Origin of the sequence: Nocardia acididurans (genome assembly GCF_016741815.1) — a bacterium.
Taxonomy (GTDB): Bacteria; Actinomycetota; Actinomycetes; order Mycobacteriales; family Mycobacteriaceae; genus Nocardia; species Nocardia acididurans.
Window position 1 is genome coordinate 50,856 of record NZ_JAERRJ010000006.1, and the last position, 25,506, is coordinate 76,361.

General features: G+C 69.5%; 26 protein-coding genes. 11 read left to right on the forward strand and 15 right to left on the reverse strand.

Features of this window, described 5'->3' with window-relative positions; genetic code table 11:
• Positions 1 to 3: 3 nt before the first annotated feature.
• From JK358_RS16105 to JK358_RS16115, 3 genes are all read right to left on the reverse strand, one after another.
• Entirely contained in the window at positions 4 to 1,527 is a 1,524-nt protein-coding gene (locus JK358_RS16105; protein ID WP_201948518.1) for a cytochrome P450, read from the reverse strand.
• 136 nt (positions 1,528 to 1,663) lie between these two features.
• A complete protein-coding gene (locus JK358_RS16110) occupies positions 1,664 to 2,785 on the reverse strand; it encodes a metallophosphoesterase (RefSeq protein WP_232851396.1) in 1,122 nt (373 codons plus the stop codon).
• Positions 2,786 to 2,886: 101 nt separating this feature from the next.
• Complete coding sequence (locus JK358_RS16115) at positions 2,887 to 3,504, reverse strand: pyridoxamine 5'-phosphate oxidase family protein (protein ID WP_201948519.1); 618 nt, start codon at positions 3,502 to 3,504, stop codon at positions 2,887 to 2,889.
• Between the two features lie 133 nt (positions 3,505 to 3,637).
• On the opposite strand from JK358_RS16115, the gene JK358_RS16120 reads away from it, so the two are divergent.
• On the forward strand, positions 3,638 to 4,321 hold the full coding sequence (locus JK358_RS16120; RefSeq protein WP_201948520.1) for a crotonase/enoyl-CoA hydratase family protein: 684 nt from the start codon (positions 3,638 to 3,640) through the stop codon (positions 4,319 to 4,321).
• Between the two features lie 9 nt (positions 4,322 to 4,330).
• Positions 4,331 to 4,978, forward strand: a complete 648-nt coding sequence (locus tag JK358_RS16125; RefSeq protein ID WP_201948521.1) for a TetR/AcrR family transcriptional regulator — start codon at positions 4,331 to 4,333, stop codon at positions 4,976 to 4,978.
• On the opposite strand, the gene JK358_RS16130 is transcribed toward JK358_RS16125, so the two are convergent.
• From JK358_RS16130 to JK358_RS16140, 3 genes are all read right to left on the reverse strand, one after another.
• Positions 4,943 to 5,629 (reverse strand): NUDIX domain-containing protein, encoded by a 687-nt coding sequence (locus JK358_RS16130; protein WP_201948522.1) that lies wholly within the window; start codon positions 5,627 to 5,629, stop codon positions 4,943 to 4,945. The genes JK358_RS16125 and JK358_RS16130 overlap by 36 nt on opposite strands.
• Before the next feature lie 251 nt (positions 5,630 to 5,880).
• Positions 5,881 to 6,498, reverse strand: coding sequence for a hypothetical protein (locus tag JK358_RS16135; protein WP_201948523.1), 618 nt, complete (start codon positions 6,496 to 6,498; stop codon positions 5,881 to 5,883).
• The gene (locus JK358_RS16140) at positions 6,495 to 7,742 is read right to left on the reverse strand and encodes an NsdA family TPR-like regulatory protein (RefSeq protein WP_201948524.1); all 1,248 of its coding nucleotides are present in this window, start codon (positions 7,740 to 7,742) and stop codon (positions 6,495 to 6,497) included. The genes JK358_RS16135 and JK358_RS16140 overlap by 4 nt, the downstream gene beginning before the upstream one ends.
• A gap of 191 nt (positions 7,743 to 7,933) precedes the next feature.
• On the opposite strand from JK358_RS16140, the gene JK358_RS16145 reads away from it, so the two are divergent.
• Complete coding sequence (locus JK358_RS16145) at positions 7,934 to 8,269, forward strand: hypothetical protein (protein ID WP_201948525.1); 336 nt, start codon at positions 7,934 to 7,936, stop codon at positions 8,267 to 8,269.
• Positions 8,270 to 8,293: 24 nt separating this feature from the next.
• Here the strand turns inward: JK358_RS16145 and JK358_RS16150 are convergent, their stop codons facing one another.
• Positions 8,294 to 9,607 (reverse strand): NtaA/DmoA family FMN-dependent monooxygenase, encoded by a 1,314-nt coding sequence (locus tag JK358_RS16150; RefSeq protein WP_201948526.1) that lies wholly within the window; start codon positions 9,605 to 9,607, stop codon positions 8,294 to 8,296.
• Positions 9,604 to 10,590 carry an LLM class flavin-dependent oxidoreductase gene (locus JK358_RS16155; RefSeq protein ID WP_201948527.1) on the reverse strand — a complete coding sequence of 329 codons (987 nt, stop codon included), beginning with the start codon at positions 10,588 to 10,590 and terminating at the stop codon, positions 9,604 to 9,606. Before JK358_RS16155 ends, JK358_RS16150 begins: the two co-directional genes overlap by 4 nt.
• Before the next feature lie 174 nt (positions 10,591 to 10,764).
• Here JK358_RS16155 and JK358_RS16160 point away from each other — a divergent pair, with 174 nt between their 5' ends.
• Together JK358_RS16160 and JK358_RS16165 are read left to right on the forward strand one after the other, a co-directional pair.
• Positions 10,765 to 11,664 carry a DUF8832 domain-containing protein gene (locus JK358_RS16160; protein ID WP_201948528.1) on the forward strand — a complete coding sequence of 300 codons (900 nt, stop codon included), beginning with the start codon at positions 10,765 to 10,767 and terminating at the stop codon, positions 11,662 to 11,664.
• Between the two features lie 126 nt (positions 11,665 to 11,790).
• Positions 11,791 to 12,930, forward strand: coding sequence for a BTAD domain-containing putative transcriptional regulator (locus JK358_RS16165; protein WP_201948529.1), 1,140 nt, complete (start codon positions 11,791 to 11,793; stop codon positions 12,928 to 12,930).
• A gap of 48 nt (positions 12,931 to 12,978) precedes the next feature.
• Here the strand turns inward: JK358_RS16165 and JK358_RS16170 are convergent, their stop codons facing one another.
• Positions 12,979 to 14,184 (reverse strand): hypothetical protein, encoded by a 1,206-nt coding sequence (locus tag JK358_RS16170; RefSeq protein WP_201948530.1) that lies wholly within the window; start codon positions 14,182 to 14,184, stop codon positions 12,979 to 12,981.
• A gap of 137 nt (positions 14,185 to 14,321) precedes the next feature.
• Between JK358_RS16170 and JK358_RS16175 the strand changes: the two genes are divergently transcribed.
• Positions 14,322 to 15,215, forward strand: a complete 894-nt coding sequence (locus tag JK358_RS16175) for a hypothetical protein (RefSeq protein ID WP_201948531.1) — start codon at positions 14,322 to 14,324, stop codon at positions 15,213 to 15,215.
• Positions 15,216 to 15,217: 2 nt separating this feature from the next.
• On the opposite strand, the gene JK358_RS16180 is transcribed toward JK358_RS16175, so the two are convergent.
• The gene (locus JK358_RS16180) at positions 15,218 to 16,084 is read right to left on the reverse strand and encodes a DUF1266 domain-containing protein (RefSeq protein ID WP_201948532.1); all 867 of its coding nucleotides are present in this window, start codon (positions 16,082 to 16,084) and stop codon (positions 15,218 to 15,220) included.
• A 106-nt stretch (positions 16,085 to 16,190) separates the two neighbouring features.
• Between JK358_RS16180 and JK358_RS16185 the strand changes: the two genes are divergently transcribed.
• From JK358_RS16185 to JK358_RS16195, 3 genes are read left to right on the forward strand one after another with little or no spacing between them, the layout of a single operon-like run.
• A complete protein-coding gene (locus tag JK358_RS16185) occupies positions 16,191 to 17,429 on the forward strand; it encodes a cytochrome P450 (RefSeq protein WP_201948533.1) in 1,239 nt (412 codons plus the stop codon).
• Positions 17,426 to 17,995, forward strand: coding sequence for a TetR/AcrR family transcriptional regulator (locus JK358_RS16190; protein ID WP_201948534.1), 570 nt, complete (start codon positions 17,426 to 17,428; stop codon positions 17,993 to 17,995). Before JK358_RS16185 ends, JK358_RS16190 begins: the two co-directional genes overlap by 4 nt.
• Before the next feature lie 22 nt (positions 17,996 to 18,017).
• Positions 18,018 to 18,305 carry a chorismate mutase gene (locus tag JK358_RS16195; protein ID WP_201948535.1) on the forward strand — a complete coding sequence of 96 codons (288 nt, stop codon included), beginning with the start codon at positions 18,018 to 18,020 and terminating at the stop codon, positions 18,303 to 18,305.
• A gap of 62 nt (positions 18,306 to 18,367) precedes the next feature.
• Here JK358_RS16195 and JK358_RS16200 read toward each other — a convergent pair whose 3' ends face one another.
• On the reverse strand, positions 18,368 to 19,138 hold the full coding sequence (locus JK358_RS16200) for an SDR family NAD(P)-dependent oxidoreductase (protein WP_201948536.1): 771 nt from the start codon (positions 19,136 to 19,138) through the stop codon (positions 18,368 to 18,370).
• A gap of 143 nt (positions 19,139 to 19,281) precedes the next feature.
• Between JK358_RS16200 and JK358_RS16205 the strand changes: the two genes are divergently transcribed.
• A complete protein-coding gene (locus JK358_RS16205) occupies positions 19,282 to 19,998 on the forward strand; it encodes a TetR/AcrR family transcriptional regulator (protein ID WP_201948537.1) in 717 nt (238 codons plus the stop codon).
• Here the strand turns inward: JK358_RS16205 and JK358_RS16210 are convergent.
• Both JK358_RS16210 and JK358_RS16215 read right to left on the reverse strand, forming a co-directional pair.
• Positions 19,987 to 20,904 carry an alpha/beta hydrolase gene (locus tag JK358_RS16210; protein WP_201948538.1) on the reverse strand — a complete coding sequence of 306 codons (918 nt, stop codon included), beginning with the start codon at positions 20,902 to 20,904 and terminating at the stop codon, positions 19,987 to 19,989. The genes JK358_RS16205 and JK358_RS16210 overlap by 12 nt on opposite strands.
• Positions 20,905 to 20,952: 48 nt before the next feature.
• Complete coding sequence (locus tag JK358_RS16215; protein WP_201948539.1) at positions 20,953 to 22,434, reverse strand: flavin-containing monooxygenase; 1,482 nt, start codon at positions 22,432 to 22,434, stop codon at positions 20,953 to 20,955.
• A 142-nt stretch (positions 22,435 to 22,576) separates the two neighbouring features.
• On the opposite strand from JK358_RS16215, the gene JK358_RS16220 reads away from it, so the two are divergent.
• On the forward strand, positions 22,577 to 23,617 hold the full coding sequence (locus JK358_RS16220; RefSeq protein ID WP_201948540.1) for an NAD(P)-dependent alcohol dehydrogenase: 1,041 nt from the start codon (positions 22,577 to 22,579) through the stop codon (positions 23,615 to 23,617).
• Between the two features lie 45 nt (positions 23,618 to 23,662).
• On the opposite strand, the gene JK358_RS16225 is transcribed toward JK358_RS16220, so the two are convergent.
• Positions 23,663 to 24,598, reverse strand: coding sequence for an alpha/beta fold hydrolase (locus JK358_RS16225; RefSeq protein WP_201948541.1), 936 nt, complete (start codon positions 24,596 to 24,598; stop codon positions 23,663 to 23,665).
• Between the two features lie 31 nt (positions 24,599 to 24,629).
• Positions 24,630 to 25,502 (reverse strand): hypothetical protein, encoded by an 873-nt coding sequence (locus JK358_RS16230; RefSeq protein ID WP_201948542.1) that lies wholly within the window; start codon positions 25,500 to 25,502, stop codon positions 24,630 to 24,632.
• Positions 25,503 to 25,506: the final 4 nt, after the last annotated feature.

The window sequence follows — 25,506 nt, forward strand, 5'->3', positions numbered from 1 at the left end:
CGACTATACGGCCCGGCCGACGGCGCGCGATTCCGGCAGAAAACGGGGGCGCATGAGCAGCGGGGCGTCCGGCCCGCCGGTGAAGGAGAACTGACGGCGCACCCGCTCGCCGGCCACGGCCTCGAACATCAGATGCTGGGCGAAGGTGGCGACCACCAGGGTGGCCTCCATACTCGCGAAACCCGAAGCGACGCACATGCGTTTGCCCGCGCCGAACGGCAGGTGCGCCCGCTTCTGTTCGCGCTGAACGATTTCCGGGAGGAAACGGCTCGGATCGAATTCCTCGGGCCGATCCCACACGCCGCGATGATGGTGCACGGAGTCGATCAAGATGGCGACCGTGGTGCCGGGTTCGATCCGATAACCGCCGATCTCGTCGTAATCCTTTGCGGTGCGGGCCAGTCCGATGACGGGCGGCAGCATGCGCATGGTTTCCGAGATGACCGCCTGCGTCCACTGCAGCCGGTCCAGGTCGGCGGCGGTGGCGGGACGGCCCTGCAGGACCGAGTCGACCTCGTCGTAGAGGCGGCGGCGCGCATCCGGATTCTCGGCCAGCAGTTGCCAGACCCAGGTCAGAGCCGTTGCGGTGGTTTCCATTCCGGCGCCCATGAAGGTCATGAGCTCGTCGTGGATCTCCTGATCGCTGTAGCGGTAGCCGGTTTCGGGATCGGAGGCGTCCATGAGCAGGGCGAGCAGATTGTCCTTGCGGTCGATCCGGCCGGCGCGGTGGTCGGCGATCAGATCGTCCACCACCCGTTCCACGTGCACCAGATCGCGCATGGCCCGCGGGTAGAGCCCCCAGCCGAGAGTGCGCATGACACGAATCGCCCAGCGGGAGTTGGCCGCATCGCCGTCCTGGTCGCGGCGCGCGTGCAGCCAGACCGCGAAATTGTGCAGGGGATGGCTGGTATTGCTGAGGAAACCACGGCCGAAGAAACGCAGCAGCCGCGACAGCACCACCTCGGACATGGGGCCGGTGATATCGGTGCCGAACATGGTGCGGGCGGTGACATCCAGTGTCAGCCGGTTCATTTCGATGTTCACGTCCACGGTGCCGCCGTCGGCGGTGAGCCCATGGATGCGCCGCACGGCGTCCTGTGCCGCCTCGACCATGACCGGGGCGAAGCCGTCCACATTGCGCTTACCGAAGATCGGTTGTACCAGGCGTCGATTGCGTTGCCACTGTTCGTCGTTCAGATCGGTGACCAGACCGCGGCCGAAAGCGACGGCGAGCATGTCGTATTCGGGGCTCTTCATGTAGTTGTTCTGGTTGCCCACCAGGACGTGGCGGGCCAGTTGCGGACTGCGCAGCACCACGAACTTCTTGAAGGGCAGCCGGGCGACGATCACCTCGTCGGCGCCGGGCAGGCCGGTCAGGTACTCGAGGACGGTGTGGTCGCGTAGGCGCGGTAGCAGACCGAGCGTCATGCGGACGGATTCCGTCCAGGTCACGGGGGTGTTGTGCCAGCGAATGAAGGTGGGCGACCACTTCGCCGGGTGCAGGGTGGAATCGACTTCAGCGGCCATAGCCCGCTCCTCGTCCATCTCGACGTGCAGCACATGGGACGTGCTGTCCCATTAAAGGTAATGAGACACCGTGACCCAGTCAATGGGCAAAAAAAGGCCGCTCACCTACCGGGAGGTGAGCGGCCGTCCGCGCGTGTCAGGCCGTGCGCAGGGTCAGCACGGTGATCTCGCTCGGGGCGAAGACGCGCAGCTGCGGACCCCAGAATCCGGTGCCGCGACTCGTGTACAGCTGGGTGTCGCCGTGCCGCGACAGGCCCGCGACCACCGGCTGCTCCAGGCGCACCAGATAGTGGAACGGCCAGATCTGGCCGCCGTGCGTATGACCCGAAATCTGCAGGGCCACACCGGCGGCCGAGGCATCGGCCACCTGACGCGGCTGATGGGCGAGCAGCACCACCGGCGCCCCGGGATCGGCTCCCGTCAATGCGGCTTTCAGGTCCGGGCCGTGGCCGGGCAGGCTCGTCCCGGTCGGATCGTTGATGCCCGCCATGATCAGCTTGTCGCCGCCCCGGGTCACCGTTTCGTGCCGGTTCAGCATGGGCTGCCAGCCCAGCGACGCCATATGGTCCACCCAGCCCTGCGCGTCACCGAAGTACTCGTGATTGCCGGTGATGTAGAAGCGGCCCAGCGGGGCCTCGACCTTGCCCAGCGGATCCACCTGCGCATGCCGCTTCGCCACCGAACCGTCCGCGAGATCGCCCGCGTGGCAGGCGATATCCGGGTTCAGCGCATTGACGACATCGACCACCCGCTCCGACCAGCGCAGCCGATCCAGCGCGGCGTAGTGGGTATCGGTGATGACCACCATCCGCAGTCCGTCGAGCGCCGCGCCGAGCCCTCGAATCGGCACCTCCAGCTCCCGCACCCGCGGAATCCGTCGCGCCTCGAAGATCCCGTAGGCCACCAGGACCGCGCTGACCGCCAGCACCCCGGCGGCGACGATCCGCGACCGCGCCGGATCATCCACCCCGGCCGCCAGCAGGCCCAGCCCGGCGATGTTCCCGATCACCGACCAGGTGAACACCACCCACATCACGCCGAGCAGGGTGTCGCCCACAATCGACGCCGCATCCGACTGGGCGGGCCCGTGCCCGAGGAACATCGAGGCGGGCAGGGCCAGATACCCGAGCACGAACACCGCCGTCCCGGCCCAGAACGCCGCACCAGAACTGGTCGCACCGACCAGCGTCCACCACGGGAGCGCGAACAGCAGAGCGGGTATCGCCAGCATGAGGATGATGCGGGGGATGTATTTCAAGGGATTCCTCGCGAGCGCAGCAGCGGCGAAAGGCCCCCCACCTGTCGCTTCGGTTGCCTACGACCATACCGGCGCATACCCGAGACCGGCGGCCACCGCCATTACGCCTCGCGCGAACGAATACGTGAGTTCTCGCGTTCGAGCTCGGCGATGCGGTCGCGCAGGGACTGCATCGCGTCGAGCACCTCTGCGCGCGGATACAGCTCGGGGATGTGCTGGCCGCAATTCCAGTCGAAGGCTTCGACCTCGATCAGGATGGCCCGCTCCAGCCGTGCTCGGTACTCCGGAACGGCAAGGGCGGCAATCAGTTCCGGATCCTCGCTCGCCTCCACCGCGCGGGCGCGGCCCAGGATCTTCAACCGCGCCTTGGCGGCGTAGTCCATGAGGAACAGCGCCACCCGGTCGTCGTGGTCCAGATTGCCGCGGCTGATGTACTGCTTGTTCCCGCTGAAGTCGGCGAAACCCAGTGTGCGGGAGTCGATCACGTGCAGGAAGCCGCGCGGGCCGCCGCGATGCTGGATGTAGGGCCAGCCGGATTCGCCGACCGTCGCCAGGTAGAAGCTGTCGCGTTCGGCGATGAACCAGGCTTCCTGCTGCCCGATCTCGTCGGCCACTTCGGGAACCGCCGCCATTCGCTGGTAACTGCGCAGGCTGCCGTGCGTGTTCTGGTGCGCGCGGACGGTGTCGGTGAACGCGATCTGCGCATAGTGCCCGGTCATGTGCGTCCTCTTCGAATATCGATCTAACCTATTTAATGGATTTGAACAGTTAGAACCTGTGGGTTGATTCCCGGTGATCCGCGATTCCGCTAGAGTGCTGCTCTAGAGCAGTACTCTAGAGTGGAGCGGAACCATGACCGACCTCGTGCGATACGACCTGACAGCCGGAACAGCCACCCTCACGATGGACGACGGCAAAGCCAACGTGATGACTCCGGCGATGCTGGCCGCCCTCACCGACGCGCTCGACCGCGCCGAGCGGGAAGCCGAGGTCGTTGTTCTCACCGGCCGCCCGCGCATGTTCTCCGGCGGCTACGACCTCGCGATGTTCCAGGGACCGCTCGATGAGGTGGCGCGCACGCTGACAGCGGGCGGTGAACTGGTGCACCGGCTGCTGAGCTTTCCGCTGCCTGTGGTGGCCGCCTGCACCGGGCACGCCATCGCACAGGGCGCGTTCCTCCTGCTGGCCGCCGATGTACGACTAGGTGTCGCAGGCGATTTCAGACTCGGCCTGAACGAGGTGGCCATCGGCCTGACCATTCCGCATTACGGCGTCGAAGTAGCCCGGCATCGTCTCACCGCACCGGGTTTCGACCGCGCCGCCAACACCGGCCGCCTCTTCGCCCCGGAGGAGGCACAGCGCCTGGGCTTCCTCGACATCGTCGTGCCCGCCGCCGATTTCGACGCCGCCGTCACCGCCGAAGTCGAGTCCCTTTCTCGCATAGTGCGATCCGCGCACGCCGCGACCAAACTCCGGGTCCGCGCCTGCGCCCTGGCGGCCATCCGCGCCGCCGTCGACACCGAATTCGTCGGATAACCTGGCGCGATGGCCGAATCGACCCGCGACCGGATCCTGGCGGAAGCCACCAGCCAACTGCTGACCAAGGGCTATCCCGCCTTCACCGTGGCCGCGGTCCGCGACGCCCTGGGTTTGTCCAGCGGCAGCATGTTCCACGCCTTCCCCTCCAAACCCGCACTGGCCGCGGCGGTCTACGTCACCGGTATGCGCGACTATCAGCGGGCTGCCGTCGCGGGCCTGGCCACCTCGGATCCCGAAGACGCGGTCCGCGCCTTCATCGCCGCCCACCTGGCCTGGGTCGAAGACCACCGCGACCTCGCCCGCTTCCTGTTCGCCACCCAGCCCCCGGAGCTCGCCGCCCACGCCGAACCCGAACTGGCCCAGCACAATCGCGAGTTCTACGCCGCCCTGACCGCTTGCTACCGCGCGCTGCCGGTCGCCGGCGCGCTGGGTTCGGGCACCTCGGACCCCGGCGGCTATCCGGCGATCCACGCCGTAGCGCTCGGCCCCGCACAGGAGTACTGCCGGCAATGGGTCAGGGGCACGGTCGATACCCCGCCTCGCACCCTCGTCCCGGCTCTGCAGCAGGCCGCCATCGCCGGACTCCGCGCCCTCGGAGGTCAGCCCGGCATCCTTCTGTCAGGGTCGGTCGAACACCTGCCCGGCGCTGAGTAGGAGCTCGTCGGTCGGCCTCTGGTAGAAGGGAATCGGGCCGTCGGTAACGCGCGCGGTCCGGCCGGTCGGCGCACCGGAGCGGTACAACCAGATGAAGCCCAGGGGGCCGAGATCGACGGTTCTGGGGCGGAACGGTTCGTCCGAATGCACGCCGGAATCCGCTCCGGCCGTGTCGGCCAGGTAGATCGGCTGGGCGCGCAAACGAGGCCAGGCATCGCGAAAATCCGGATGCAACCGAAGGTTCGGCACTTCGTCCTCCGGAATCCAGCGCAGCGCAAGGGTTTCCCGGTCCCGCCTGGTCGGCAGCGGGGCCGGGGTGTCGGCGACGACCGTGGTGTAGGTCCACCCGCCGAGCGCGGTGGTGGAGATCCGCTCACCCCGCACCCGCACCCGCCGAGCATCGACCCCCGCCTCTTCTCGAGCCTCCCGCAGCGCGGCCTCCGCCGCGGTCTCGTGGCTGTCGCACGCGCCGCCGGGAATGGTCCAGGTCCGCCGCGTCGCCGCGCGGCCCTGCCCACGAAGCTGGAGAAGTACCGCGGTGCGGCCGGATTCGTCCAGGGGAGTACGCAGCAACAACCCCGCCGCGCCGTAGCGCCCCCAGTGCCGGACGCCATCGAGGTCGCGAAACCACCCATCGCCGTCACCCCGCATCGCCGACCCTTTCCCGATCACCCGGCCCCGGATCCACCATGGCACGCCCACCGCACTCGCGCCCGTCGGCGGCGATCAACGGCGGCGAAGGCCACGGCAGCCACCCGGCCGGTGCCTGGCCGGTCCGGGCTCGCGTGCCGCATCGCCGCTCCTACCTGGAACAACGCGGCCACGAACCGGTCGGCTGGAGGTGCACTGGGCGCAGCCCGTCACGCATCCCATTGCCGGGAACCGGCGAGGGACGTCGGAGGTCAGGGGCGCTGCGTGCCGGGCGGCCAGATCACTGTGACGCGCATGCCGCGGGCGCGAGCCGCGCCGACCACGTCGGCGGTGCCGCCGTAGCCGCGGGCCGGTTTGCCATCCCAGACCGCGAGGAGTTCGTCGGCCGAGTCGAGCATGCGGAGGGATCCCGCCTGGTGCGCATCCGAATCCGACTTGTCACGGTCGAGTTCGACGACTTCGGCCGCTGCGGCTACCAGGTGGTCGTAGGTGGGGTGATGTGTCACGGGGAGGCTTTCGCGGTAGGTGCGGGCGGGGACCACCGCCGTCAGGTGGCCGCCGTGGTCCAGGATCGCCTGGGCGAAAAGCGAATCCGGGCCGTCGGCGAGGCAGCTCACGCCATGGAGGTCCAGCGCGCCGGGATCGCTGTGGTGGCCGGGCGTCTCCTCGGAGGTAAAGCCCTCGGCGCGTTGACGTCTCCGATGTTCGCGCGAGTCCACGGGGTGGTCGGGCCGACGGAGGCGGTCGGCTCGGGGCTTGTGCGGGAGCGGGTTCAGTCGCGCGGTGATGATGTCGCGGATGGCCGCGTCGATGGCGGTGAGGGTGTCGGGGGTCAGGCCGCGGTGGCCGGTGATGGCGAGGCGCGTCATTGCTCATCTCGTCCGTAGAGGGTGGCGAGCGCGTCGTCGAGGGCTCGCGCCTCTATGGTGTGCACGGGCAGGGCGGCGCGGAAAGACCTGGCGGTGCGGGTTATTCGTTCGCTGTGGTAGGTGAGGCCGACGGCGACGGCTTCGGCCGCCAGGGCACAGCCGCCTTCGATGTCGCCGCTGCGGGCCAGAACCTGGGCGTGTTCGACTTTGGCCAGGGCGCGGGGCTTTTCGGCGATGACGGCGGTGGCGGCCAGTTCGAAAGCCGAACGGGCGGCGCGGTTGTCGCCCAGGCGGGCCAGGGCGCTGGCCTGGTAGCGGGCGGCCTTGGCGGCGTCGAAGGCGAAGACCCAGGGCCACTGGGGTTCTCCGCGTTGGCGTTCCACGAGGCGTTCGGCGCGGCGCAGGGCCGCCAGCGAGCTGGTGCGGTCGCCGGTGGCGGCGTAGGCGACGGCGAGCAGGGAGGACATCCACGCGCCCGCACTGTCGGGGGTGTCGCGGCCCAGCTGCAGGGCGGCGGTGCGCAGCAGGGCGAGACCCGCACGGCCGTCGCCCATTTCGACGGCGTAGTGGCCGAGGCTCGCGGTCATGTAGGACACCAGCAGCGGGTGGTGGGTGCGTTCGGCGTGCCGGATGGCTTCGATGTAGCGCCTCCGGGCCGCGGCATCGTCACCCCGATCCGCCGCCAACCAGGCTGCCAGCCCGGCGATTTCGGACAGCACGCGGAAGCCGCTGGAAGTTCGCAGCCGATCCCGCACCACGCCCGCCACCAGATTCAGGTGCGCGTCCACCACCGGCGCCAGCCGATCCGACGGCACCGACGACTCCATACGCCGATAGTTCGCGGTCGGCCCCGCCATGGTCTCGATGAGCGCGGATTCGGTTGGCGCGGAGTTGGCCAATACCGCGCCCGTGCTCACCACGAGCGCGCTGGAGAGGAACTGTTTGCGGTTCACGCTCTCGTCATCCGCGGCCCGGCGCGGGGCCGCGAAGCCCAGCTCGATATCGGTCGCCACATTCAGCACCGCGCGCAGTGCGGCGCGGTAATGCTTTCTGGGCCATGTCGTCTCGCCTCGCTCCCACTTGCCGATATGCCGTTCGTCGACGGCGCCCCGCTTGCTGGTGGCTCGGAGAACGTGGTCGTTGACGGCGTCCGCCAACTCCCGGCGAGTCATCGATTGGCCGGGGGAGCCGGGCGACTCCATGCGCAACCGAGCCTCGATGAGCAGATCGTTGCGGTCGGTCACGGCATGTGGCCTCTCTGCTGGACCTACCCCGAGGATAGGTCTTCTGCGGATTTGCCGTGCCGTCACGACCCTTGTTTGCCCAATACTTTCCCCATCACACACCGTCGATCACACGGGCACGCCCGACGTAGGTTGAAGCCAGCACCCGGCGCCGGGCGCACTCCACACGAAGCCTTCCTCGAGGGATAGCCATGACACCGGAACCCAGTGCCATCGGATGGTTGCGGAGTGACGTCTCCGGCGATCTCCGAGACTGGGACGAGGGCCGAATCCGTTGGCTCGCGCGGAAACTCGGTTACGACCTGCGCCGCACGGTGGTGTTCGACCGGCTCACCGACCGGCCCGTGCATCGGCTGCGGATGCTCGTCTCCCGGCTGGAGGTGGATGCGGTGATCGTGCCCAGCATCGGGCACTTCGACGGCGGGCGGGTGCCGGCCGATCTGGTGGCGGCGGCGGATGTGATCACCGTGTCACCGGAGCAGACCTACGCCCGCTACGCCACCGGACTGCTGCCCGGGATGGAATGAGACGCAGCGGGTTTCGGTATCGGGTCAGCGTCGCGTGCGGGGCGGGCGCAGGCCGAGGTGTTCGCGCAGGGTCGTCCCGGTGTACTCGGTGCGGTACGCGCCGCGTTCCTGGAGTTCGGGGATCAGCCAGTCGACGATCTCGTCCAGGCCGGACGGCACCAGGTACGGGGTGATGTTGAAACCGTGGCTCGCGCCGTGCCGCACCCAGCGGGTCAGCTCGTCGGCCACCTGACCGGGCGTGCCCGCGAAGCCGGTCCGCGTCGAGGTCTCGAGGGCGACGCCGCGCAGGGTGAGGTTCTTGGCCGCAGCCAGTTCCCGCCACTGCTCGGCCAGCAGCACCCGATCCGCACCGTGCCGCTGCGCGCCCCGGGTGCCCGAAATGACCGACGGCTCAGGATCTTCCGTAGGCAGTGGGCCGTCGGGATCCAGGTGCGAGAGATCCCTGCCCCACACCTGGCCGACGATGGACAGTGCTGTCGCGCCGGTCAACTGGCTCTCCAGCACCCAGCGCTTCTTCTCCTCGACCTCGGATTCCTGCTCCGCCAACACGATCTGGGTGCCGGGCAGGATCCGGATGTCGTCGGCGGGGCGGCCCGCCGCCACCAGCCGAGTGCCGATGTCCTGGGCGAACTTCAGCGCCGAGTCGAAATCGGTGCCGAAGGGGGAGAAGATGACCTCCGCGTGCGCGGCCGCGAAATCCCTTCCGTCGGGCGATACTCCGGCCTGGAAGATCACCGGATGCTCCTGCGGGCTGCGCGGCACCGTCGGTGTGATGGATACCGTGAAATGCTCGCTGTCGCGTTCGACCGGGCTCGGCGTCGCCGACCACGCGTCCCAGATCTCCTGTGCGGCACTGACGAATTCGGCCGCGCGCTCATACCGCAGCGTGTGATCCAGATACCCGCCACGCCGGAAGTTCTCACCCGTCCAGGCATTGTCGGTGGTGACGGCATTCCAGCCCGCCCGGCCACCCGACAGCACATCCAGGCTCGCCAGCCGCCGCGCCAGATCCGCGGGCTCGTTGTAGGTGGTGTTCTGGGTGGCCACCAGACCGATGCGCTCGGTGATACCGGCCAATGCCGCCAACTGCGTGATGGCGTCCGGGCGGCCCGCGATATCGGTGTCCAGCAGCTGCCCGTCCTGCTCGCGCAGGCGCAGGCCCTCACCGAGGAAGAACGCGTCGAACAGACCACGCTCGGCGGTGGTGGCCACCCGGCGGAAGGTCTCGAAGTCGATCTGTGAGCCGCTGCTCGGATCCGACCAGATGGTGCTGTGGTTGACACCCTGGAAGAACACGCCGAAATGCACCTGGGCGTCGGGGAACGGGACCGCGCTCATCGGGTGAGCTCCTTCGCGTAGCGGTTGACGGGCCGGGAGAGACCGAGATTCGCGCGCAGCGTCGAACCCGGAACGGGGCGGTGCGCGGTGCCCGCGCGCAGCAGGGCGGGCAGGACGTAGCGGGCGAGGAGGGGCAGGCCCTCGTCGATATTCGACAGGCGCAGGCGGACACCGTCGGCGTACTCGGCCAGCTCGGTGAGCTGTGCGACCAGATCGGCTGCGGCGCTGGTGGTATCGAGTGCGAGGTCGAGATCCACCAGGGCGCGGGCGAATCCGGCGGTGCGGGCCTGGGTCACGGCCGCGATGGTGGCGGCCGGGTGGCCAGGGGCGTTGTGGGCGTCGCCGCCGGCCACGAGTACGACGTCGGCATTATCGGAACCTGTTGTGTCATAGGTGAAGACGACCACCTGCCCCTGCGGTGGGCGGGGCACGATGGCCGGTCCCTTCACCGAGAAGGTCTCGCCGATGAAATCCGCGTAGTGCAGCTTCTCGCGATTCAGGAACCGGCCGGACGCGTAGTCGCGGATGACCGCGTCGTCCTCCCAGGAATCCCACAGTCGCCGGGCGACCTCGACGGAATCCACCCTCTCCCTGCGGATCTCGTCCTCGGTGGTTCGTGGGCGCGCGCCCCAGGCGGCGGCCGTGCCCGGATCGTCCACCGCGAGCCAGCCCGCGCGACCGCGCGAGGCGTAGTCCAGCGTCGCCAGTTGCGAGGACAGGTGGAACGGCTCGGCGTAGGTGGCGGCGACGACCGGCACCAGGCCGAGCGTGCTGGTGGTGGCCGCGACGAAGGCCGCGCGGGTCGTCGAATCGATCCGTCCGGCAGCCGCGTTCGCGGGTGGGCTGAGGGAATCGTCGAAGGTCGCGAACGTGAAGCCCGCGTTCTCCGCCGCGTGGACGCGTTCCCGCAGGGCGCGGGCGTTCGATTGCCGTTCGTCGTCGAGTTCGATGCCCAACGCGAACAGGGTGGTTCCGGTCGCCATGTGTTCGACGATCGTCGAACCGGGCGGTCGCGGCCACGGTTGCCGTCAGCGTGATCCGAACCCGCCTTCGCCACGGTGACCCAGTTCACTCGCGCCACGACTTGCATATACCCCTGGGGGGTATGTAACTTTCTCGGTGTCACGAGAACGAAAACGGTTGAGAGAGGCCGAGAAATGACCACCGACGCGCACGCCGCACACCACAACCACGCCGCTCACACCGACCACGCCGCGCACAACGCCGCTCCCGCGGCGCACGACCCGCATGCCGCACACGCGAACCACGCAGGGCACGCCAACGTCGCTGCGGCAGCTCACGCCGGGCACGATGCGCACGCCGCCCATAGCGGGCACGAGGCCGGTCTGCCGGGCGGGCTGCAGGTGACCCAGGACGGCTACACCCTGGCGCTGGCCGAAACGTTCACTCGCCCAGGTGAAATCGACTTCCGGTTCCGCATCCTCGGGCCGGACGGCGCGGCCGTGACCGAGTACGCGGATATTCACGACAAAGAACTGCATCTGATCGTCGCCCGCCGCGAGCTGGACGGCTTCTGGCATGTGCACCCCGAGCGCGCGGCCGACGGAACGTGGGCGGTCCGCCTGAACCTGCCGGAGGCGGGCGCGTACCGGGTGTTCACCGATATCCAGCCGCGGGCGCTGGGCAAGACCATCACCCTCGGAGCGGATTTCGCGGTCGCGGGCGCCTACGAGCCGCGTCCGGTACCCGCCGCGGCCCGCACCGCCGTGGTCGACGGCTACGAGGTGACCCTCGACGGTGAGCTCGTTCCGGGCGAGGGCCGCCTGGTGACCCTCACGGTCCGCAAGGACGGCGAGGCGGTCACCGATCTCCAGCCGTATCTGGCAGCCTTCGGGCACCTGGTGATCCTGCGTGCGGGTGACCTCGCCTACGTGCACGTCCACCCGAACGGCGAGCCCGGTGACGGCGTCACCCCGGCCGGTCCGGAGATCGCCTTCCACACCGTGGTCCCGGGTCCGGGCACCTACCGCCTGTTCCTGGACTTCAAGCACGGCGACACCGTGCGCACCGCCGCCTTCACCCTGCCGACCGCGTGAGCCCCGCCCGTTAACGCTCCCGCCCACTGTGGCGACATGGATTCACCGTCGATTCACAGGGGCGGGGAGCGGGGGCATCATTACAGTGACTGCTGACAAGCGCGGGCCGGTCCGAGGAGTTCCATGATGGCCGAGGTGCGGGCGCGGGTGGGAGTGCTCGGCCCGGTGCAGCTCACGATCGATGGGGTGGAGCAGCAGCTGGGCGGCCCCAAACAGCGGGCTGTCCTGGCCTACCTCGCGATTCACGCCAACCGGCCGGTCTCGGTGGATGCCCTGGCCGCCGCCGTCTGGGAGGAGAACCAGCCCCCCGCCGTCCGTGTCAGCCTGCACGCCATCATCTCCAACCTGCGCAAACCCCTGCGCGACGGCGGCATCGACGCCCGCAACGCGCTGCAGCACATGGGCACCGGCTACCGCCTCATGGTCGACGACACCGCCTGCGACGTCTTCCGCTTCCGCACCCGCCGCGAGAACGGCCTGCGCGCCCTCGCCGCCGGGCGCTTCTCCACCGCCAGCACGGCTCTGTCCGACGCGCTCGCCCAGTGGCGCGGTCCGGTGCTGTCGGACCTGCGCGGCCTGGGCTTCGCCGACGCCTACGCCGTTGCCCTCGACGACGAGCGCGTCGGCGTCATCGAAGCCCGCGCCGAAGCCGATATCGCCCAGGGCCGCGCCGAATCCGTCATCTCCGAGCTGGCCCTGCTCGTGCGCGAGCACCCGCTGCGCGAATCCCTCTGGGAGCAGCTGATCACCGCCCTCTACATGGCGGGCCGTCAATCCGACGCCCTCGACGCCGCCCGCCGCCTGCGCACCACCCTCGCCGACGAACTCGGCATCGACCCCGGCCACCGCATCCGCGAACTCGAGGCCAGCATCCTGCGCCAGGACCCGCTGTCCATCCGCTCCGCCGGGCAGGCGTCCGCCACCCGGGCCACCACCATCGTCGACCGCAGCTGGCATGAACCCCATGCCCTGCTGCGCGACCGCGTCGGCAACATCTACCCGATAGTCGGCACCGTCACCCGCATAGGCCGCCTCTCCGACAACGACATCGCGCTCCCCGACGGCCGGGTGAGCCGCCACCACGCCCTCATCGCCGACAACGAACTCACCTACGTCCTCAAGGACCTGAACTCCTCCAACGGCGTCTATGTGGACGGCACCCGGGTGGTGGACAGCGCCATCCTCCGGGACGGCTCGGTGGTCCGAATAGGCGACACCGAACTGACTTTCGTTCTGGTGCGCCTGGGCCGCGGCGAAAACCCCTGAGGGGCGGAAGCTTCCGTCGGCCGCAGGCCGGCCGGGGCGGTCGGCTCGTCAGGTCCCCGCGCTGTCGGCCCGCCGCAGCAGCGGGAGGGCTCGCGGGTCGGCGTGGCTCGCGATCAGGTGCGGGTGCGCGCAAGCGTGCAGGCGGAATCTCTCGGCTGTTTCTGGGGATTCGTGGTCGGCCGCATCGGCGGAGAGCAGGCGCATGGCGCGGCGCGGATAGTTCGAGGTCGCTGTGGTCAGGGCCGGGGCCACGGCGGGAAGCTCGCCGCGGTCCACGAGGGCCCGGAAGGCCGCGTCGGTGGGGAAATGGGCGAGCAGGGCCGCGAGTTTGCGGAGACTGGCTGCCGGTTTCGCTGGGGCGGACCGGAATTCGTCGATGATCAGATCGGCGGCGGGCGGGCCCACCTGGGTCAGGACGCTGTAGCGCGGTCCCTCGTGCCAGTACTGGATGGTGCCGACCTCCAGGAAACGCGCGAGCTGCGCCGCCGTGGTCAGGGAGGGCGCGACATGCCTGACCGTGTAGCGGTCGGGGAGGTCGGCACGGGCCAGATCCGCGTCCAGCCAGTCCTGTTGCCCGGGAAGCAGATAGGACGCGCCCAGGTGGATCGCGGCGTCCGGGTCCGCCGCCCGCAGCGCCGAAAGCCGTTGCACGGCGGTGGCGTAGTCCGCATCCGAGCAGGTCGCGAGTACCCGTCGGATCTGCCCGGCCAGGGACTGGAAGTAGCGCATCTCGCGGCGTCCGGTACGAGCGGGCGCGAGCGGGTAGATCTGCCTGCCCAGCGTCCACACCATCTCGTGGCGCACGTCCAGATCCGCGCAGCGCAGCGCGGCCTCCGCCGCGAAGGCCGGGCCGTGCGCGACCACCCAGCTCGCCACGACATGATCGCGGATGAACTTCGCGACGTGCACGCTGTGCGCATAGTTGTTCGCGCAGTGGCAGGTGACGAAATCGACGCAGATCAGCGTCCAGACCGCCGCCGCGCCGAGCGTCGAGGCGTACGTGTCGGGGGCGGCCAGGTAGGCGAGGGCTTCGTCGGCGCAGTGTTCGAAACCTTCCGCGCGCGTCGCGGCCAGCGAGTGTTCCAGCTGCGGGCGGTAGCTGCGCAGGATCTCGTGCACACCGGTCGAGCCCAGGTCGATCGGTTTCGGATTGTTGACCCCCCGAAAGGGTTCCGCCGCCGTCCGCCAGCGTTCGGGCACCTCCCACACATCCTCGGAATCGGACCGCTGATCCCCGGTATCGACCGTCGTCACCTTCGCCTCCCCAGCGTCATGGTCCGACGATCATGCCCGTCGGCACCGACAAGGGGGTGGCCGGTACCCGGGGCGGCGGACGGGCGGATCGATAGGATCGGATGCGGCGCGGCTACGGGAGCCGCCCGGGGAGGTGCATGGCAGTGCTGGAGGTGTGGGGGCGCAGAACCGCGGTCAGGTACGGGCAGGGGCGGCTCGTCACGCAGCCGCTGCAGGCCGATGACGATGTCGCGCTGGACGTGCCGGTCACCGAGCTGCGGCGGGCGCGGCTCGCCTCGACCGAGGACGGGCGGATCGCGGTGCTGCTGTACTTCCGGTCACCGGAGTACGTGGTGAACGGGGTTCCGACACAGCATCATCCGGTGCCGGTGTTCCTGGAACCCGAGCGCAAACAGCAGGCCGCCGAACTGGTGCGGGCCATCGAGAAGGAACTGGTGGGGTTCCGGCGGATGTTCCAGCCGCGCCCGGATTTCACCCCGCCGCCGCTGCTGCCGTCAGCGCACGGGCCGATGCGCCAGGACGTCACCTGGGCGGCCCAGCGAATGCGGTACGCGGGCAACTCGATTCGGGAGATCACCGCGCTACAGCAGTTGGCGCGCCGCGACGAATTCGTGCTCGAACTGGCGCAGGCCGCCTACACCGGCACGCCCGGACTGGTGGCCGTCACCACCCTGCGCCTCCTGTTCGTCTCCGCCGCAACGGTTTACGAGCTGCCGGTCGCCGCGCTGGATGGGGCCGAGGTGGTGGAGCCGGCCGCGCCCGGCGCCGTCGCGACGCTGAAGGTGCAGGCCGGGCCGGTGGAGCTGGAGTTCATCGACTGGGCCGCGGTCGATTTCGCGCGGGTGGCGCAGGCGCTGCACCTGGCGGTCGAGATCGAGCACGTCGACGGCGGGATCATTCCCGCGCCGCCGTCCTCGACGGATCTGTTCGCCGAATGGCAACTGCTGGTGGAACGGCGGCGGCTGGGCATGGTCGAGGACGAGCCGTTCCAGCGGCAGGCCGTCGGCATCATGATCGCCATGGGCGGCTGAAACTAGTTGGCGTGCCGCTCGGAGACGCCGAACACCGGTGCTCCCGGGTGCAGCGCGACCCGCCGCCACGGACTCGTCGGCCGCACGTACAGGCCGTGCAGCACGGCGCGGCGCTCGGCCACCTGTTCCTTCGCCGCCGCGAGATCCTTGGTGGCGGCCCAGAAGATCGCGCCGGTGAGGAATCCCGACGCGAACTGCCGCCAATTGCGGTAGTGCGCCTGGGCTTTCTCCAGGGCGAGCAGGAGATGCTCCCACGCCTCGTCCTCGGTCAGATAGCCGGCGGTGTGCGCGGAACGGGCGATGAAACCCACGCGGGCCAGATCCCAGGCGGTGGCATCGGTGTTCAACGGCTGCGGCAGGCCGTCGACGATGCCGAGTTTGATGGCCTGCAACCAGGCGTCGTAATCGCGGTCGAGTCCCGCCGCGCCCTCGTAGCCGCGGAATTTCGAGAGCGTGTGCAGGAAGTCGCGGTGCTCGGAGGCGATGCCGCCGCGATCGGTGCGATACGACTGGCCGGCCGCGGCCTGCGCCAGCGGGTGGATGAGCGTGAACAGCGGGGCGTGCATGCCGGTGAGCAGGCGGTTCAGGGTGTCGCGGGCGTCGTCGGCATTGTCGACGCCCCAGGACTCGTGCAGGCCCTCGATGGTGGCCTCGCGGCGGGTCTCGCGCCGGTCGCCCGGTTCGGGTAGGTAGGCGACGGTGTCGTTGTAGGCGCCCCAGCTGCGGCCGTAGTAGGCGCCGACGGCCAGGGCGCGCAGGCGGTCGTCGGAGAGCTGCGCGCCGGACCATTCGTCCGGATCCGGATTCGCCGTGGACATGGGAAAACCGGTGATGCGCGGCAGTCCTCCCGGCACAGTGGTTTCGACCACCAGCAACCCCCTCGAGCGTTGATCCGAATTCCGCAGCGAATCCTACCGAGCAGTCGCACTGAAACGTGTTCTAGACAAAATCGGGTGTTTGTCTTACCGTCGGATCATGAGTTCAACGGCGTCTCACGAAGTGCGGTTCGAATTGCGGTCGGGGGACACCTGGCGCGATCCCTGGCCCATGTATTCCGCACTGCGCGAACACGATCCGGTACACCGCGTGATCCCCGAGGGGCACGCGGAGCACGACTTCTACGTGCTGTCCCGGCACGCCGACATCTACGCCGCGGCCCGCGACCCGGAAACCTTCTCCTCCGCCTCCGGACTCACCGTCGACTACGTCGGACTGGAAGCCGCGGGCGTCGGACAGCACCGGCCGTTCGTGTTCATGGACCCGCCCGAGCACACCGACTTCCGGCGGCGCGTGTCACCGGGATTCACGCCACGCCAGGTGAATTCGGTGGAACCCGAGGTGCGGAAGTTCGTGGTCGAACGCATCGAGCGACTGCGCGCGGCGGGCGAGGGCGATATCGTCACCGAACTGTTCAAACCCCTGCCCACCATGGTCGTCGCACACTATCTCGGTGTGCCGGAAGCGGATCGGGGGAAGTTCGACACCTGGACCGAGGCCATCGTCGGCGGCGCGGTCGCCGGTGCGGGCATCGCGGCGGGCGGACAGGACGCCATGTCCGCGGTCGGCGAACTCGTCGGCTACTTCAGCGAACTCATCGCCCGCCGCCGTGTCGAACCCGGCGACGACACCATCTCCCACCTGCTCGCCTCCGGCCTCGGCGCGGACGGCGACAACGACGGCCTGGTCGCCATGCTCGGCTTCGCCTTCACCATGATCACCGGTGGAAACGACACCACCACAGGCAATCTCGGCGGCGCGGTGCAGTTGCTCACCGCCAACCCCGACCAGCGCCGCCTGCTCGCCGACAACCCCGGACTCATCTCCGACGCCGTCGAGGAATTCCTCCGCATGACCTCACCCGTGCAGGGCCTGGCCCGCACCACCACCCGCGACGTCACTCTGCACGACACCACCATCCCCGCCGGTCGCCGCGTCCTGCTCCTCTACGCCTCCGCCAACCGCGACGACCGCGAATTCGGCCCCACCGCAGCTGAACTCGACGTCCGCCGCAATCCCAAACGCATCATGACCTTCAGCCACGGCCACCACCACTGCCTCGGCGCGGCCGCCGCCCGCATGCAGGCCCGGGTAGCCCTCGAGGAACTCCTCACCCGCTGCCCCGACTTCACCGTCGACCTCGCGAATGTCCGCTGGTCCCAGGGCAACTACGTGCGCTGGCCCGTCTCGGTGCCCTTCCGCCCGGTCGCGGCATGACCCGCGATTGGCTCGCCGACGACCGCGCCGACCTGGCGGCACAACGGATCCTGGACGCGGCCGCGGAACTGTTCGCCGAACGCGGCGTGAGCACGGTCGGCATGGCCGATATCGCCAAGGCGGCCGGCTGCTCGCGCGCCACCCTGTACCGCTACTTCGACAACCGGCATGCCGTGCGGCTGGCCTTCGTGCACCGCGAAACCCGCCGCATCGCAGCCGAAGTCATGCGCCAGGTGCGCGGGATCCCCGATCCGGGCGAGCGGGCCGTCACCGCCATGCTGGCAGCGGTCCGCGAAGTCCGCGCCGAACCCCTGCTCATCGCCTGGTTCCGCGCGGGCGAATCCGGCCCCGCGGGGCGCATCAGCCAGGACTCCGACGTCATCGAAGCCATCGCGGCAGGGCTGTTCACCCCCGCCGAACTCGCCACCCCGGAGCGAGTCCGCCTGGGCCGCTGGCTCACCCGCGTCATCGTCTCCCTGCTGGCCTCGCCGGGGCGCGACGATGCCGACGAACGCGCCATGCTCGAGGAGTTCGTCGCCCCGAACGTCGCCCGCGCGTTCGCCTGAGCGGCCGGTAGTGTCGGCGATCGTGTCTGCTCCACAATCGCTCACCGAGATCCGCACCCGCATCGACGCCATCGACGGTGACCTGATCCGCCTCCTCGCCGCCCGCCAGAAGCTGGTGCGCGCCGCCGCGGGATTCAAGAAGGACGAGCAGGCCGTCCGCGCCCCCGACCGGGTGGAGCAGGTGGTGACGCTGGCCCGCGAGCGGGCCGCCGCGGCGCGACTGGAACCCGCAGTGGCCGAAGCGGTGTGGCGGGCGATGATCGGCGCGTTCATCGACCTGGAACTGGGCGAGCACTCCCGTCGCTCGTGATCGACGGGACGTGGTGGCGGCATCGCACGAATGCCACCATGTCCCGCTGACCGCCGGGTCCGTCACTGGCCGCCGATGGCCGTGGTGCCGCCGTCGACGGTGAGGTGGGTTCCGGTGATGAAGGAGGCTTCGTCGCTCATGAGGAAGCGGACCGCGCGGGCGACCTCCTCGGGCGCGCCGAGACGGCGGAAGATCGAGCGGGACGCCTCCTGCGCGATGACCTCCTCGGGGACGTTGTTCCGCATCATCGGAGTGTCGATGTAGCCGGGGCACACGGCATTCACGCGCACGCCACTGCCGCCCAGCTGATGGGCCATGGCCCGGGTGAGGCCGAGAAGTCCGGCCTTCGAGGCGCAGTAGGCGGGGATGAATGCCTGCCCGATGAAGGCTTCGATGGAGGAGATACCCACCACCGCCGACCCCGGATTGCCTTGCAGATCGGTGAGAATCGCCTGGGTGATGAGCGCCTGGGCGCGCAGGTTCACATCCAGCACGGCATCCCACCTGTCCGCATCGAGATAGCCGAGCGGTTCCGCGCGCACCACGCCTGCCGCGTGTACCAGCCCGCCGATGCCGCCCATGGCCTTTCTCGCCGGAGCCACCGCCGCCTCGACGGCACCGGTATCGGTGACATCGATGCCCGCACCGAGCGCGGCCACGCCGTACTTCTCGGTGATGGTGGCCGCCGCCGCCACGGCCGCCGCACCGGCGAGATCCCACAGCGCGACCGGACGGCCCACCTCCGCCAGCGCATACGCGCAGGCCAGGCCGATACCGGACGCGCCACCGGTGACGATGACCCCGGTGCCGGGGGAGTGTTCGAGAGCGGGCATGGATCCCTGCCTTTCGTGCCGGGCGACACGGCCCGCCGGATGCGGGCGGTGACTTCGATTGGAGGGCAATGAGGTTCGGCGAACGGCCACCATCGAGGGCGGCGGCCGACGGACGGCAGCCGGGCATGCGCCAGAATGTGCGCATGTCGTCCCGTTCCCCGGCCACCTTCACGACCGTGCACCCGCTGTCGGACAGCCAGCGGGAGCGGCGGCAGCGGCTGCTCACCGCCGCACGGGAATTGGCGGCGGAGGGCGGGTACGCGGCGGTGACCATGCACGCGGTGGCCGATCGCGCGCGGCTGGCGCGGGCCACGGTGTACCGGTACTTCGGCAGTAAGGACCAACTGCTGACCGCCGTCGGTACGGAATGGGCGCGCGAGGTCAGCGCCGTCTGGCGGGCGCAGGACCTCGCGGTGCGCGATACCGCGGCCGTCGCCGGTGCGCCCGGCGCGGACAGTGCGTCCGGTACGTCCGGTGCGGGCAGTGCGCCCGGCGCGGAACACGCCGACCGCGCCCGGACGGCGGCCCGGACCGGTCGCACCGGCGAACGGGTGGCCGCCCTGCTCGAGGCGATCATCGACCGGACGGCGGCGGAGTTGCCGCTGTGCTCGGCGGTGGTATCGGCCATCATCTCGGGAGATCCGACGGCCGAGGGGGAGCGGCGCGGGCTCTACGCGCTGTGGATGGGGCAGTTCGACTCGATCCTCGAGGACGCGGTTCCCGCCGAGGAACGGGCCGAAATCGATTATCTGCTGGGCCAATTGCTGCTGGCGGCCTTCACCAGCATGTGCATGCTCGGGCAGTCCCCGGAGCAGGTGCGGGACATGATGGTGGGTGCGGCGCATCGGCTACTGCCCTGAGCGGTACCCGGTGTGGTGACCGTAGACGGCCTCCGCGAGCGGGACCACCAGGTCTCCGATGGCCTCACGAGCCGGTTTCATGGGCATGGCGTGGAAGACGTGCCACAGGTTTCGATATTCGCGATGCCGCAGGGGCGCACCGGATTTCGCGGCGTGCGCGGCGAAGCGGCGGGCGTCGCCCGCGAGGAGATCGGCACCGGCCGAGTGCAGCACCATCGGTGGCAGGCCGGTGATATCCCGGCGTACGGGGGAGATCTCACGGCGTCTGGACTCGGGGACACCGGGGAGATAGGCGTCCATGAACTGCGCCATGAGGTCGGGAGTCAGCAACGGCTCCCGGCTCGGATCACAATGGAACGCTTCGGAATCCATGGACAGATCCAGGACCGGGCAGATGAGGCCGAGGATCGCGGGGGCGGGCAGGTGGTCGTCGCGCAGTCGCCGGGCCAGCTCCAGGGCGAGCGTGCCGCCTGCCGAATCACCCACCACCGCAATGCGTTCGGCGGGGATTCCGGCAGCCAGCAGAGCCAGGTACGCGGCGACGGTGTCCTCGACGGCCGCCGGATGCGGATGCTCCGGCGCCAAGCGGTAATCCAGCGCGTAGGTGGTGGTCCGCATCGCCGCCGCGAGGCCGCCGCTGAGCGGTCGCACCATCCGCGGTGCGCCGATGACGAAACCGCTGCCGTGCAGGTACAGCACCGCCGCATCGGCGGGAGCCCCACGCGGCGTGAGGATTTCGGCGGGAATGCCGCCGAGCTCGCCCACCGTCACGCTCACCTCTCGTGGCGCGCGGGCATACTTCGTACCCGCCACCACGCGGGCCCGCACCCGCTCCCAATCCGGTGCGGGCGCGAACCACCACCAGCCGTACAGTCGAGATATCCAGCGCCACAGCGTGACTTCCACGTCACTCACCTCGGGCCACGGATCGGTGTGTCGCGGAGCATCGTGACCTCACTTCCGGCTCTCGACGCGGCTGAGCCGGTAATCCACCGGATCGGGTTCGCGGCGGATGAGCTTCTCGTAGCGGCCGGGACTCCACGGCCACAGTTCGGGCAGGCCGTCCTTGCCGAGGTACCAGCTCTGGCAGCCGGTGGTCCACACGGTGCTCGGGGCGGCGGCGCGCATGAGCGCGTTGTAGCGGTCGGTGGCGGCGTGGGTGGGGGAGACGGTCTCGAATTCGCCTGCGCGCCAGCGCTTCAGCCAGCCGACTATGCGGAAGGACTGGGCTTCGGCGACGGCGGTGAGCGGGTGGTTGGCGAAGGGGCTGTGCGGGCCGATGAGCATGAAGAAGTTGGGGAAGTCCGGGAGCATGACGCCTTCGAAGGCGCGTGGGCCGTCGGCCCAGGCCTGGTCCAGGGTGCGACCGTCCGTGCCCGTGATCGCCATCGGGCGCATGAAGGCGTGCGAGTCGAATCCCGTTGCGAGCACGATCATGTCGAGTTCGTGCAGGCGGCCGTCGGCGGTGACCACGCCGTCCCGCGTCACGTGGTCGATGCCCTCGGTGACCAGCTCCACGTCCGGACGCTGCACGGCGGCGTAGAAGCGGTCCGACACCACCAGGCGTTTGCACATGGCCTGATAGTCGGGGGTCAGTTTGCGGCGCAGTTCGGGATCGGTGACCTGGCGCAGATTCCGCGCCACCACCCACTGGATGAAACTCCGGATGCGTCCGGGGTGGATGAGCCCCTGCGAGAACGCGGCGAAGATCATCCGATTGAAACCGTAGGCGGCCGTGCCCAGCAGGGGAATTCGCCGATAGACCTGCTTGGTCACCCGCGAGTACGGCCGGTTCACCGTCGGCAGGATCCACTGCGCGGTGCGCTGGAACATCACCACCTTCGGCACCTGCCCGGCCAGCGCGCTCACCAGCTGGGTGCCGGTCGACCCCGTCCCGATGACGCCGATTCGCCTGCCCGCCAGGTCGATCGAGTGATCCCAGCGTGCCGAATGCACCACCGGTCCGGCGAACTCCGGCAGGCCGGGGATGTCCGGCCGATTCGGATGATGCAGGAAACCCGTTGCGCAGAGCACGAAGTCGAACCGCTCCACCTCGCCGCCCGCGGTGGTGACCCGCCACGCGCCGTCCTCGAATTCCGCGCCCTTCACCTCGGTGCCGAACCGGGTGCGCTCGTGCAGCCGGTGTTCGCGCGCGACCTTCACCAAATAGTCCTTGATCTCCGGGCCGCTCGAATACAGCTGGGACCATTCGGGATTCATGGCGAACCGGAACTGGTAGTAGCGCGACGGCACATCGCACACCAGTCCGGGATAGGTGTTGTCGCGCCAGGTGCCGCCGAAGTCGGCGGCCTTCTCGAACACGGTGAAATCGGTGAATCCGGCCCGCTGCAGGGCGACCGCCGTGCAGATGCCGGAGATGCCGGCGCCCACGATGGCGATGCGGGGTGGGGCGGAACGCGACACTGCGGAACTCATGGGACGGCAGCCTAGACTCGAGTCTCATTTTTGGGAGCGCTTTGCGGAACATCGTTAGACATTCCGTCATTCGCTAGACGCAGTGTAAAGCGACAGCTATCGTGTGCGCCAGATCACAAGCTCGAACCTGCGAGGAATCACCATGCGCGCACTCCAGTGGACCGGCCCGGAAACGGTGGAGGTCAATGACATTCCGGTCCCTGAGATCGGGCCCAACGACCTGCTCATCCGGGTCGGCGCGGCCGGGGTCTGCCACTCCGATCTGACGCTGGTCAACTTCCCCATCCGGTTGCGCGAGGATCCGCTCACCCTCGGCCACGAGATCGCGGGCACCATCGAGGCCATCGGCTCCGACGTGACCGGGCGCGATATCGGCGAGCGCGGCGTGGTGTACCTGTTCTGGACCTGCGGCACCTGCCGCGAATGCGTGAGCGGCAACGAAAACGTCTGTCTCGCAGCGGGTCGCGTCGCCATGCCGCCCTGCCCCGGGCTCACCATCGAGGGCGGGATGGCGGAATACGTTCGCGTCCCGGCGAATACCTTCGTCCCGGTCGGCGACCTCGACTTCCTCCAGGCCGCGCCCGTGGCCGATGCCGCGCTCACCGCCTACCACGCCATCCGCGGCGCACAGGACGCCCTGCGCCCCGGCGGCACCGCCGTCGCCATCGGCATCGGGGGTCTCGGGCACGTGGCCGTGCAGATCCTCAACGCCATCAGCGGCGTCCGCGTCATCGCGGTCGACGTCGCCCCCGAGAAACTCGATCTCGCCGCGAAATGCGGTGCGGACCTCGGCATCCTGGCGGGCGACGAGGCCGCGAAACAGATCCTCGACCTGACCGGCGGCCGCGGTGCGGACGCCGTCTTCGACTTCGTCGGCCTCGACGCCACCGCCAAGCTCGCCGTCGAAACGGTCGCTCCCAACGGGGCCTACCGCATGGTCGGAATCGGCGGCGGCGCACCGGAAATCACCGCCGGACCGGCGGGCGGCCCCGGCTGGCCGTGGGGGGCCTCGGTCCGAAAGTCCCTGGGCGGCACCCGAAGCGACCTGCACGCCTGCGTCGCGCTCGCGCAGGCGGGCAAAATCCACATGGAGGTCGAACGCTTCGACCTCACCGACGGCCCGGAGGCCTTGCAGCGCTTGGACAAAGGCCAGATCCGCGGGCGGGCAGTACTCGTGCCCTGAGCATTCCGGATCGGGTGACGGGTGTCCGGGCCGGAACGACGAGGGTCAGCGGCTCGGATCCACCTCGGCCAGGAAGGTTGCCAGCTCGGCGGCGATCCTGTCCGGGAATTCGCCGCTGATCGCGTGGCTGGCCTCCGGCCAGACTTCGATCCGGGCCTGGGGCAGTAGCTTTCGGCCGCGCGCGGCCACCCGGGTGGCCTTGTGGATGATGCTGCGCCCCGCGAAGATCGCCAGCAGCGGGGCTTTGACAGCGGAAAGTTGTTCGCCGGTGGGCTTTTTCGTCATCGGCAGGTAGGCGGCGAAGTCCTTCATGCCCGAGGCGATGAGTTTGCCCTCGGCCGTGCCCTCCGGTGTCTCGATGCCACCGGAGATCCAGCTCAGGAGTTTGTTGCGCCACCTGTCCGGCATGCCGGGCAGGACCGAGCCGAGTGAGACCACAACCATTTTCAAGCCCACGCCGCCGAAGACGAACGGTGGATCCAGCACGGTCAGCGAGGCCACCCGATCCGGGTGGTGCACGGCCAGATTCACCGCCGACCAGCCGCCGATCGAGACCCCCAGGATGTGTACCGGGCGGGGTTCCAGGGCGCGCAGCGCCTCCGCGAGCCATTCGGCCTGATCCGCTTCGGTCTCGAGCACCTTGGACTGCACACTCGCACCGGGCTCGCCCAACAGGTCCAGGGTGATCACCGGCCGGATCGCCAGCAGACCGGGCAGGTTCGACGCCCACAGCGGCGTGGCGGCCTGCCGTCCGGGCAGCAGCACCAGCGGAGTTCCGCCGCCGGAGCCGAACCGGTAGGCCCGGACCGTGCCGAATCCGGTTGGCACGTCCACGGACTCGACCGGGGGCGGCAGCTGCTCGAACCCTTCGCGATACGCCTCCCGGTACCGCTTGTATCCGGCGGTTTCGCGGAAGTAGCCGATGCGCTTGCCCTTCCACTTCGGCCCCACATTGTGCTCGGGAAACTCGACGGCGCTCATAGGACGAGCATCCCCTGTGCGCGCGCCGTGATCAACGCAGGCCCGTGATACGCCGCGCCAGCCAGCGCCGGGTCTCGTCGTCGCGGGCGTGATCGAGGATCTTGCGGCGGGCGACGGGGGACAGTGCGCCCAGCAGCGCCCCGACCCGTTTGCGGGTGTTCCAGTTGACGAGATACCGCACCGCCCCGGCCGCCGCGCGCGAGTCCGCCAGCTCCACGGCCTGCGCGAAATCCAGGCGGTTCTCCCAGTCCAGCAGCTGTCCCGGAACGCGTTCGTGCACCGGGTGCCCGCTGTATGCCCCGGTGCCCGCGGCATGCCAGGTGAACAGCGCGAGGATTCGCACCACCGGATCCGGGTACGCCGCTATGAGTGCGGCGCGCACCTCCTCGAGGTCCGCGCCGCCCAGCCCGCCCCCGCTCTTCGAGGTATCCAGGAACAGATGCGTGAATACGGCCAGCGGCCCCGGAATCTCCCGCACCCACAGTCGCGTCACCCGATCGTGCTCGGCCTGCCTGCGCTCGGCGGCCCGGAACTCCCGCAGCGGTTCGGAAACCCCGCGCACCGCAAGCCATTCCAGCGAGCGCACGCCGTCGGCGAGCACGGCGTCCTCGGGCCACCCGTCCCAGCGCAGCGAATACCCGTGGTGCAGGGTCACCGAGGTGAGCGGGGTGTCGCCCGCGTCGTGGAAGTCGAGGGTCACATCGCCCCAGCACATGCACACGAATCCGGGGAGCGCGGTGACCTCCAGCGCCTCGCGCAGCGCCCGCACGGCAATCGGGTCGCGTTCGTCGAGCAGCACGGTCGAACCGCCGCGCATCTCCCGCACTCTGACCGCGTGGGCGCCCGCCAGCACCCGGTCCAATGCATCCAGATCGGCTCTGGACGGCTCACCCCCGAACGGCATACCC

What these genes read in the sequence shown, in the direction of transcription:
- JK358_RS16105 (WP_201948518.1), bottom strand. Translation starts at nt 1,527, where the DNA reads ATGGCCGCTGAAGTCGATTCCACCCTGCACCCGGCGAAGTGGTCGCCC.
- JK358_RS16115 (WP_201948519.1), bottom strand. Translation starts at nt 3,504, where the DNA reads ATGACCGGGCACTATGCGCAGATCGCGTTCACCGACACCGTCCGCGCG.
- JK358_RS16120 (WP_201948520.1), top strand. Translation starts at nt 3,638, where the DNA reads ATGACCGACCTCGTGCGATACGACCTGACAGCCGGAACAGCCACCCTC.
- JK358_RS16125 (WP_201948521.1), top strand. Translation starts at nt 4,331, where the DNA reads ATGGCCGAATCGACCCGCGACCGGATCCTGGCGGAAGCCACCAGCCAA.
- JK358_RS16130 (WP_201948522.1), bottom strand. Translation starts at nt 5,629, where the DNA reads ATGCGGGGTGACGGCGATGGGTGGTTTCGCGACCTCGATGGCGTCCGG.
- JK358_RS16135 (WP_201948523.1), bottom strand. Translation starts at nt 6,498, where the DNA reads ATGACGCGCCTCGCCATCACCGGCCACCGCGGCCTGACCCCCGACACC.
- JK358_RS16145 (WP_201948525.1), top strand. Translation starts at nt 7,934, where the DNA reads ATGACACCGGAACCCAGTGCCATCGGATGGTTGCGGAGTGACGTCTCC.
- JK358_RS16150 (WP_201948526.1), bottom strand. Translation starts at nt 9,607, where the DNA reads ATGAGCGCGGTCCCGTTCCCCGACGCCCAGGTGCATTTCGGCGTGTTC.
- JK358_RS16155 (WP_201948527.1), bottom strand. Translation starts at nt 10,590, where the DNA reads ATGGCGACCGGAACCACCCTGTTCGCGTTGGGCATCGAACTCGACGAC.
- JK358_RS16160 (WP_201948528.1), top strand. Translation starts at nt 10,765, where the DNA reads ATGACCACCGACGCGCACGCCGCACACCACAACCACGCCGCTCACACC.
- JK358_RS16165 (WP_201948529.1), top strand. Translation starts at nt 11,791, where the DNA reads ATGGCCGAGGTGCGGGCGCGGGTGGGAGTGCTCGGCCCGGTGCAGCTC.
- JK358_RS16175 (WP_201948531.1), top strand. Translation starts at nt 14,322, where the DNA reads ATGGCAGTGCTGGAGGTGTGGGGGCGCAGAACCGCGGTCAGGTACGGG.
- JK358_RS16185 (WP_201948533.1), top strand. Translation starts at nt 16,191, where the DNA reads ATGAGTTCAACGGCGTCTCACGAAGTGCGGTTCGAATTGCGGTCGGGG.
- JK358_RS16190 (WP_201948534.1), top strand. Translation starts at nt 17,426, where the DNA reads ATGACCCGCGATTGGCTCGCCGACGACCGCGCCGACCTGGCGGCACAA.
- JK358_RS16200 (WP_201948536.1), bottom strand. Translation starts at nt 19,138, where the DNA reads ATGCCCGCTCTCGAACACTCCCCCGGCACCGGGGTCATCGTCACCGGT.
- JK358_RS16205 (WP_201948537.1), top strand. Translation starts at nt 19,282, where the DNA reads ATGTCGTCCCGTTCCCCGGCCACCTTCACGACCGTGCACCCGCTGTCG.
- JK358_RS16215 (WP_201948539.1), bottom strand. Translation starts at nt 22,434, where the DNA reads ATGAGTTCCGCAGTGTCGCGTTCCGCCCCACCCCGCATCGCCATCGTG.
- JK358_RS16220 (WP_201948540.1), top strand. Translation starts at nt 22,577, where the DNA reads ATGCGCGCACTCCAGTGGACCGGCCCGGAAACGGTGGAGGTCAATGAC.
- JK358_RS16225 (WP_201948541.1), bottom strand. Translation starts at nt 24,598, where the DNA reads ATGAGCGCCGTCGAGTTTCCCGAGCACAATGTGGGGCCGAAGTGGAAG.
- JK358_RS16230 (WP_201948542.1), bottom strand. Translation starts at nt 25,502, where the DNA reads ATGCCGTTCGGGGGTGAGCCGTCCAGAGCCGATCTGGATGCATTGGAC.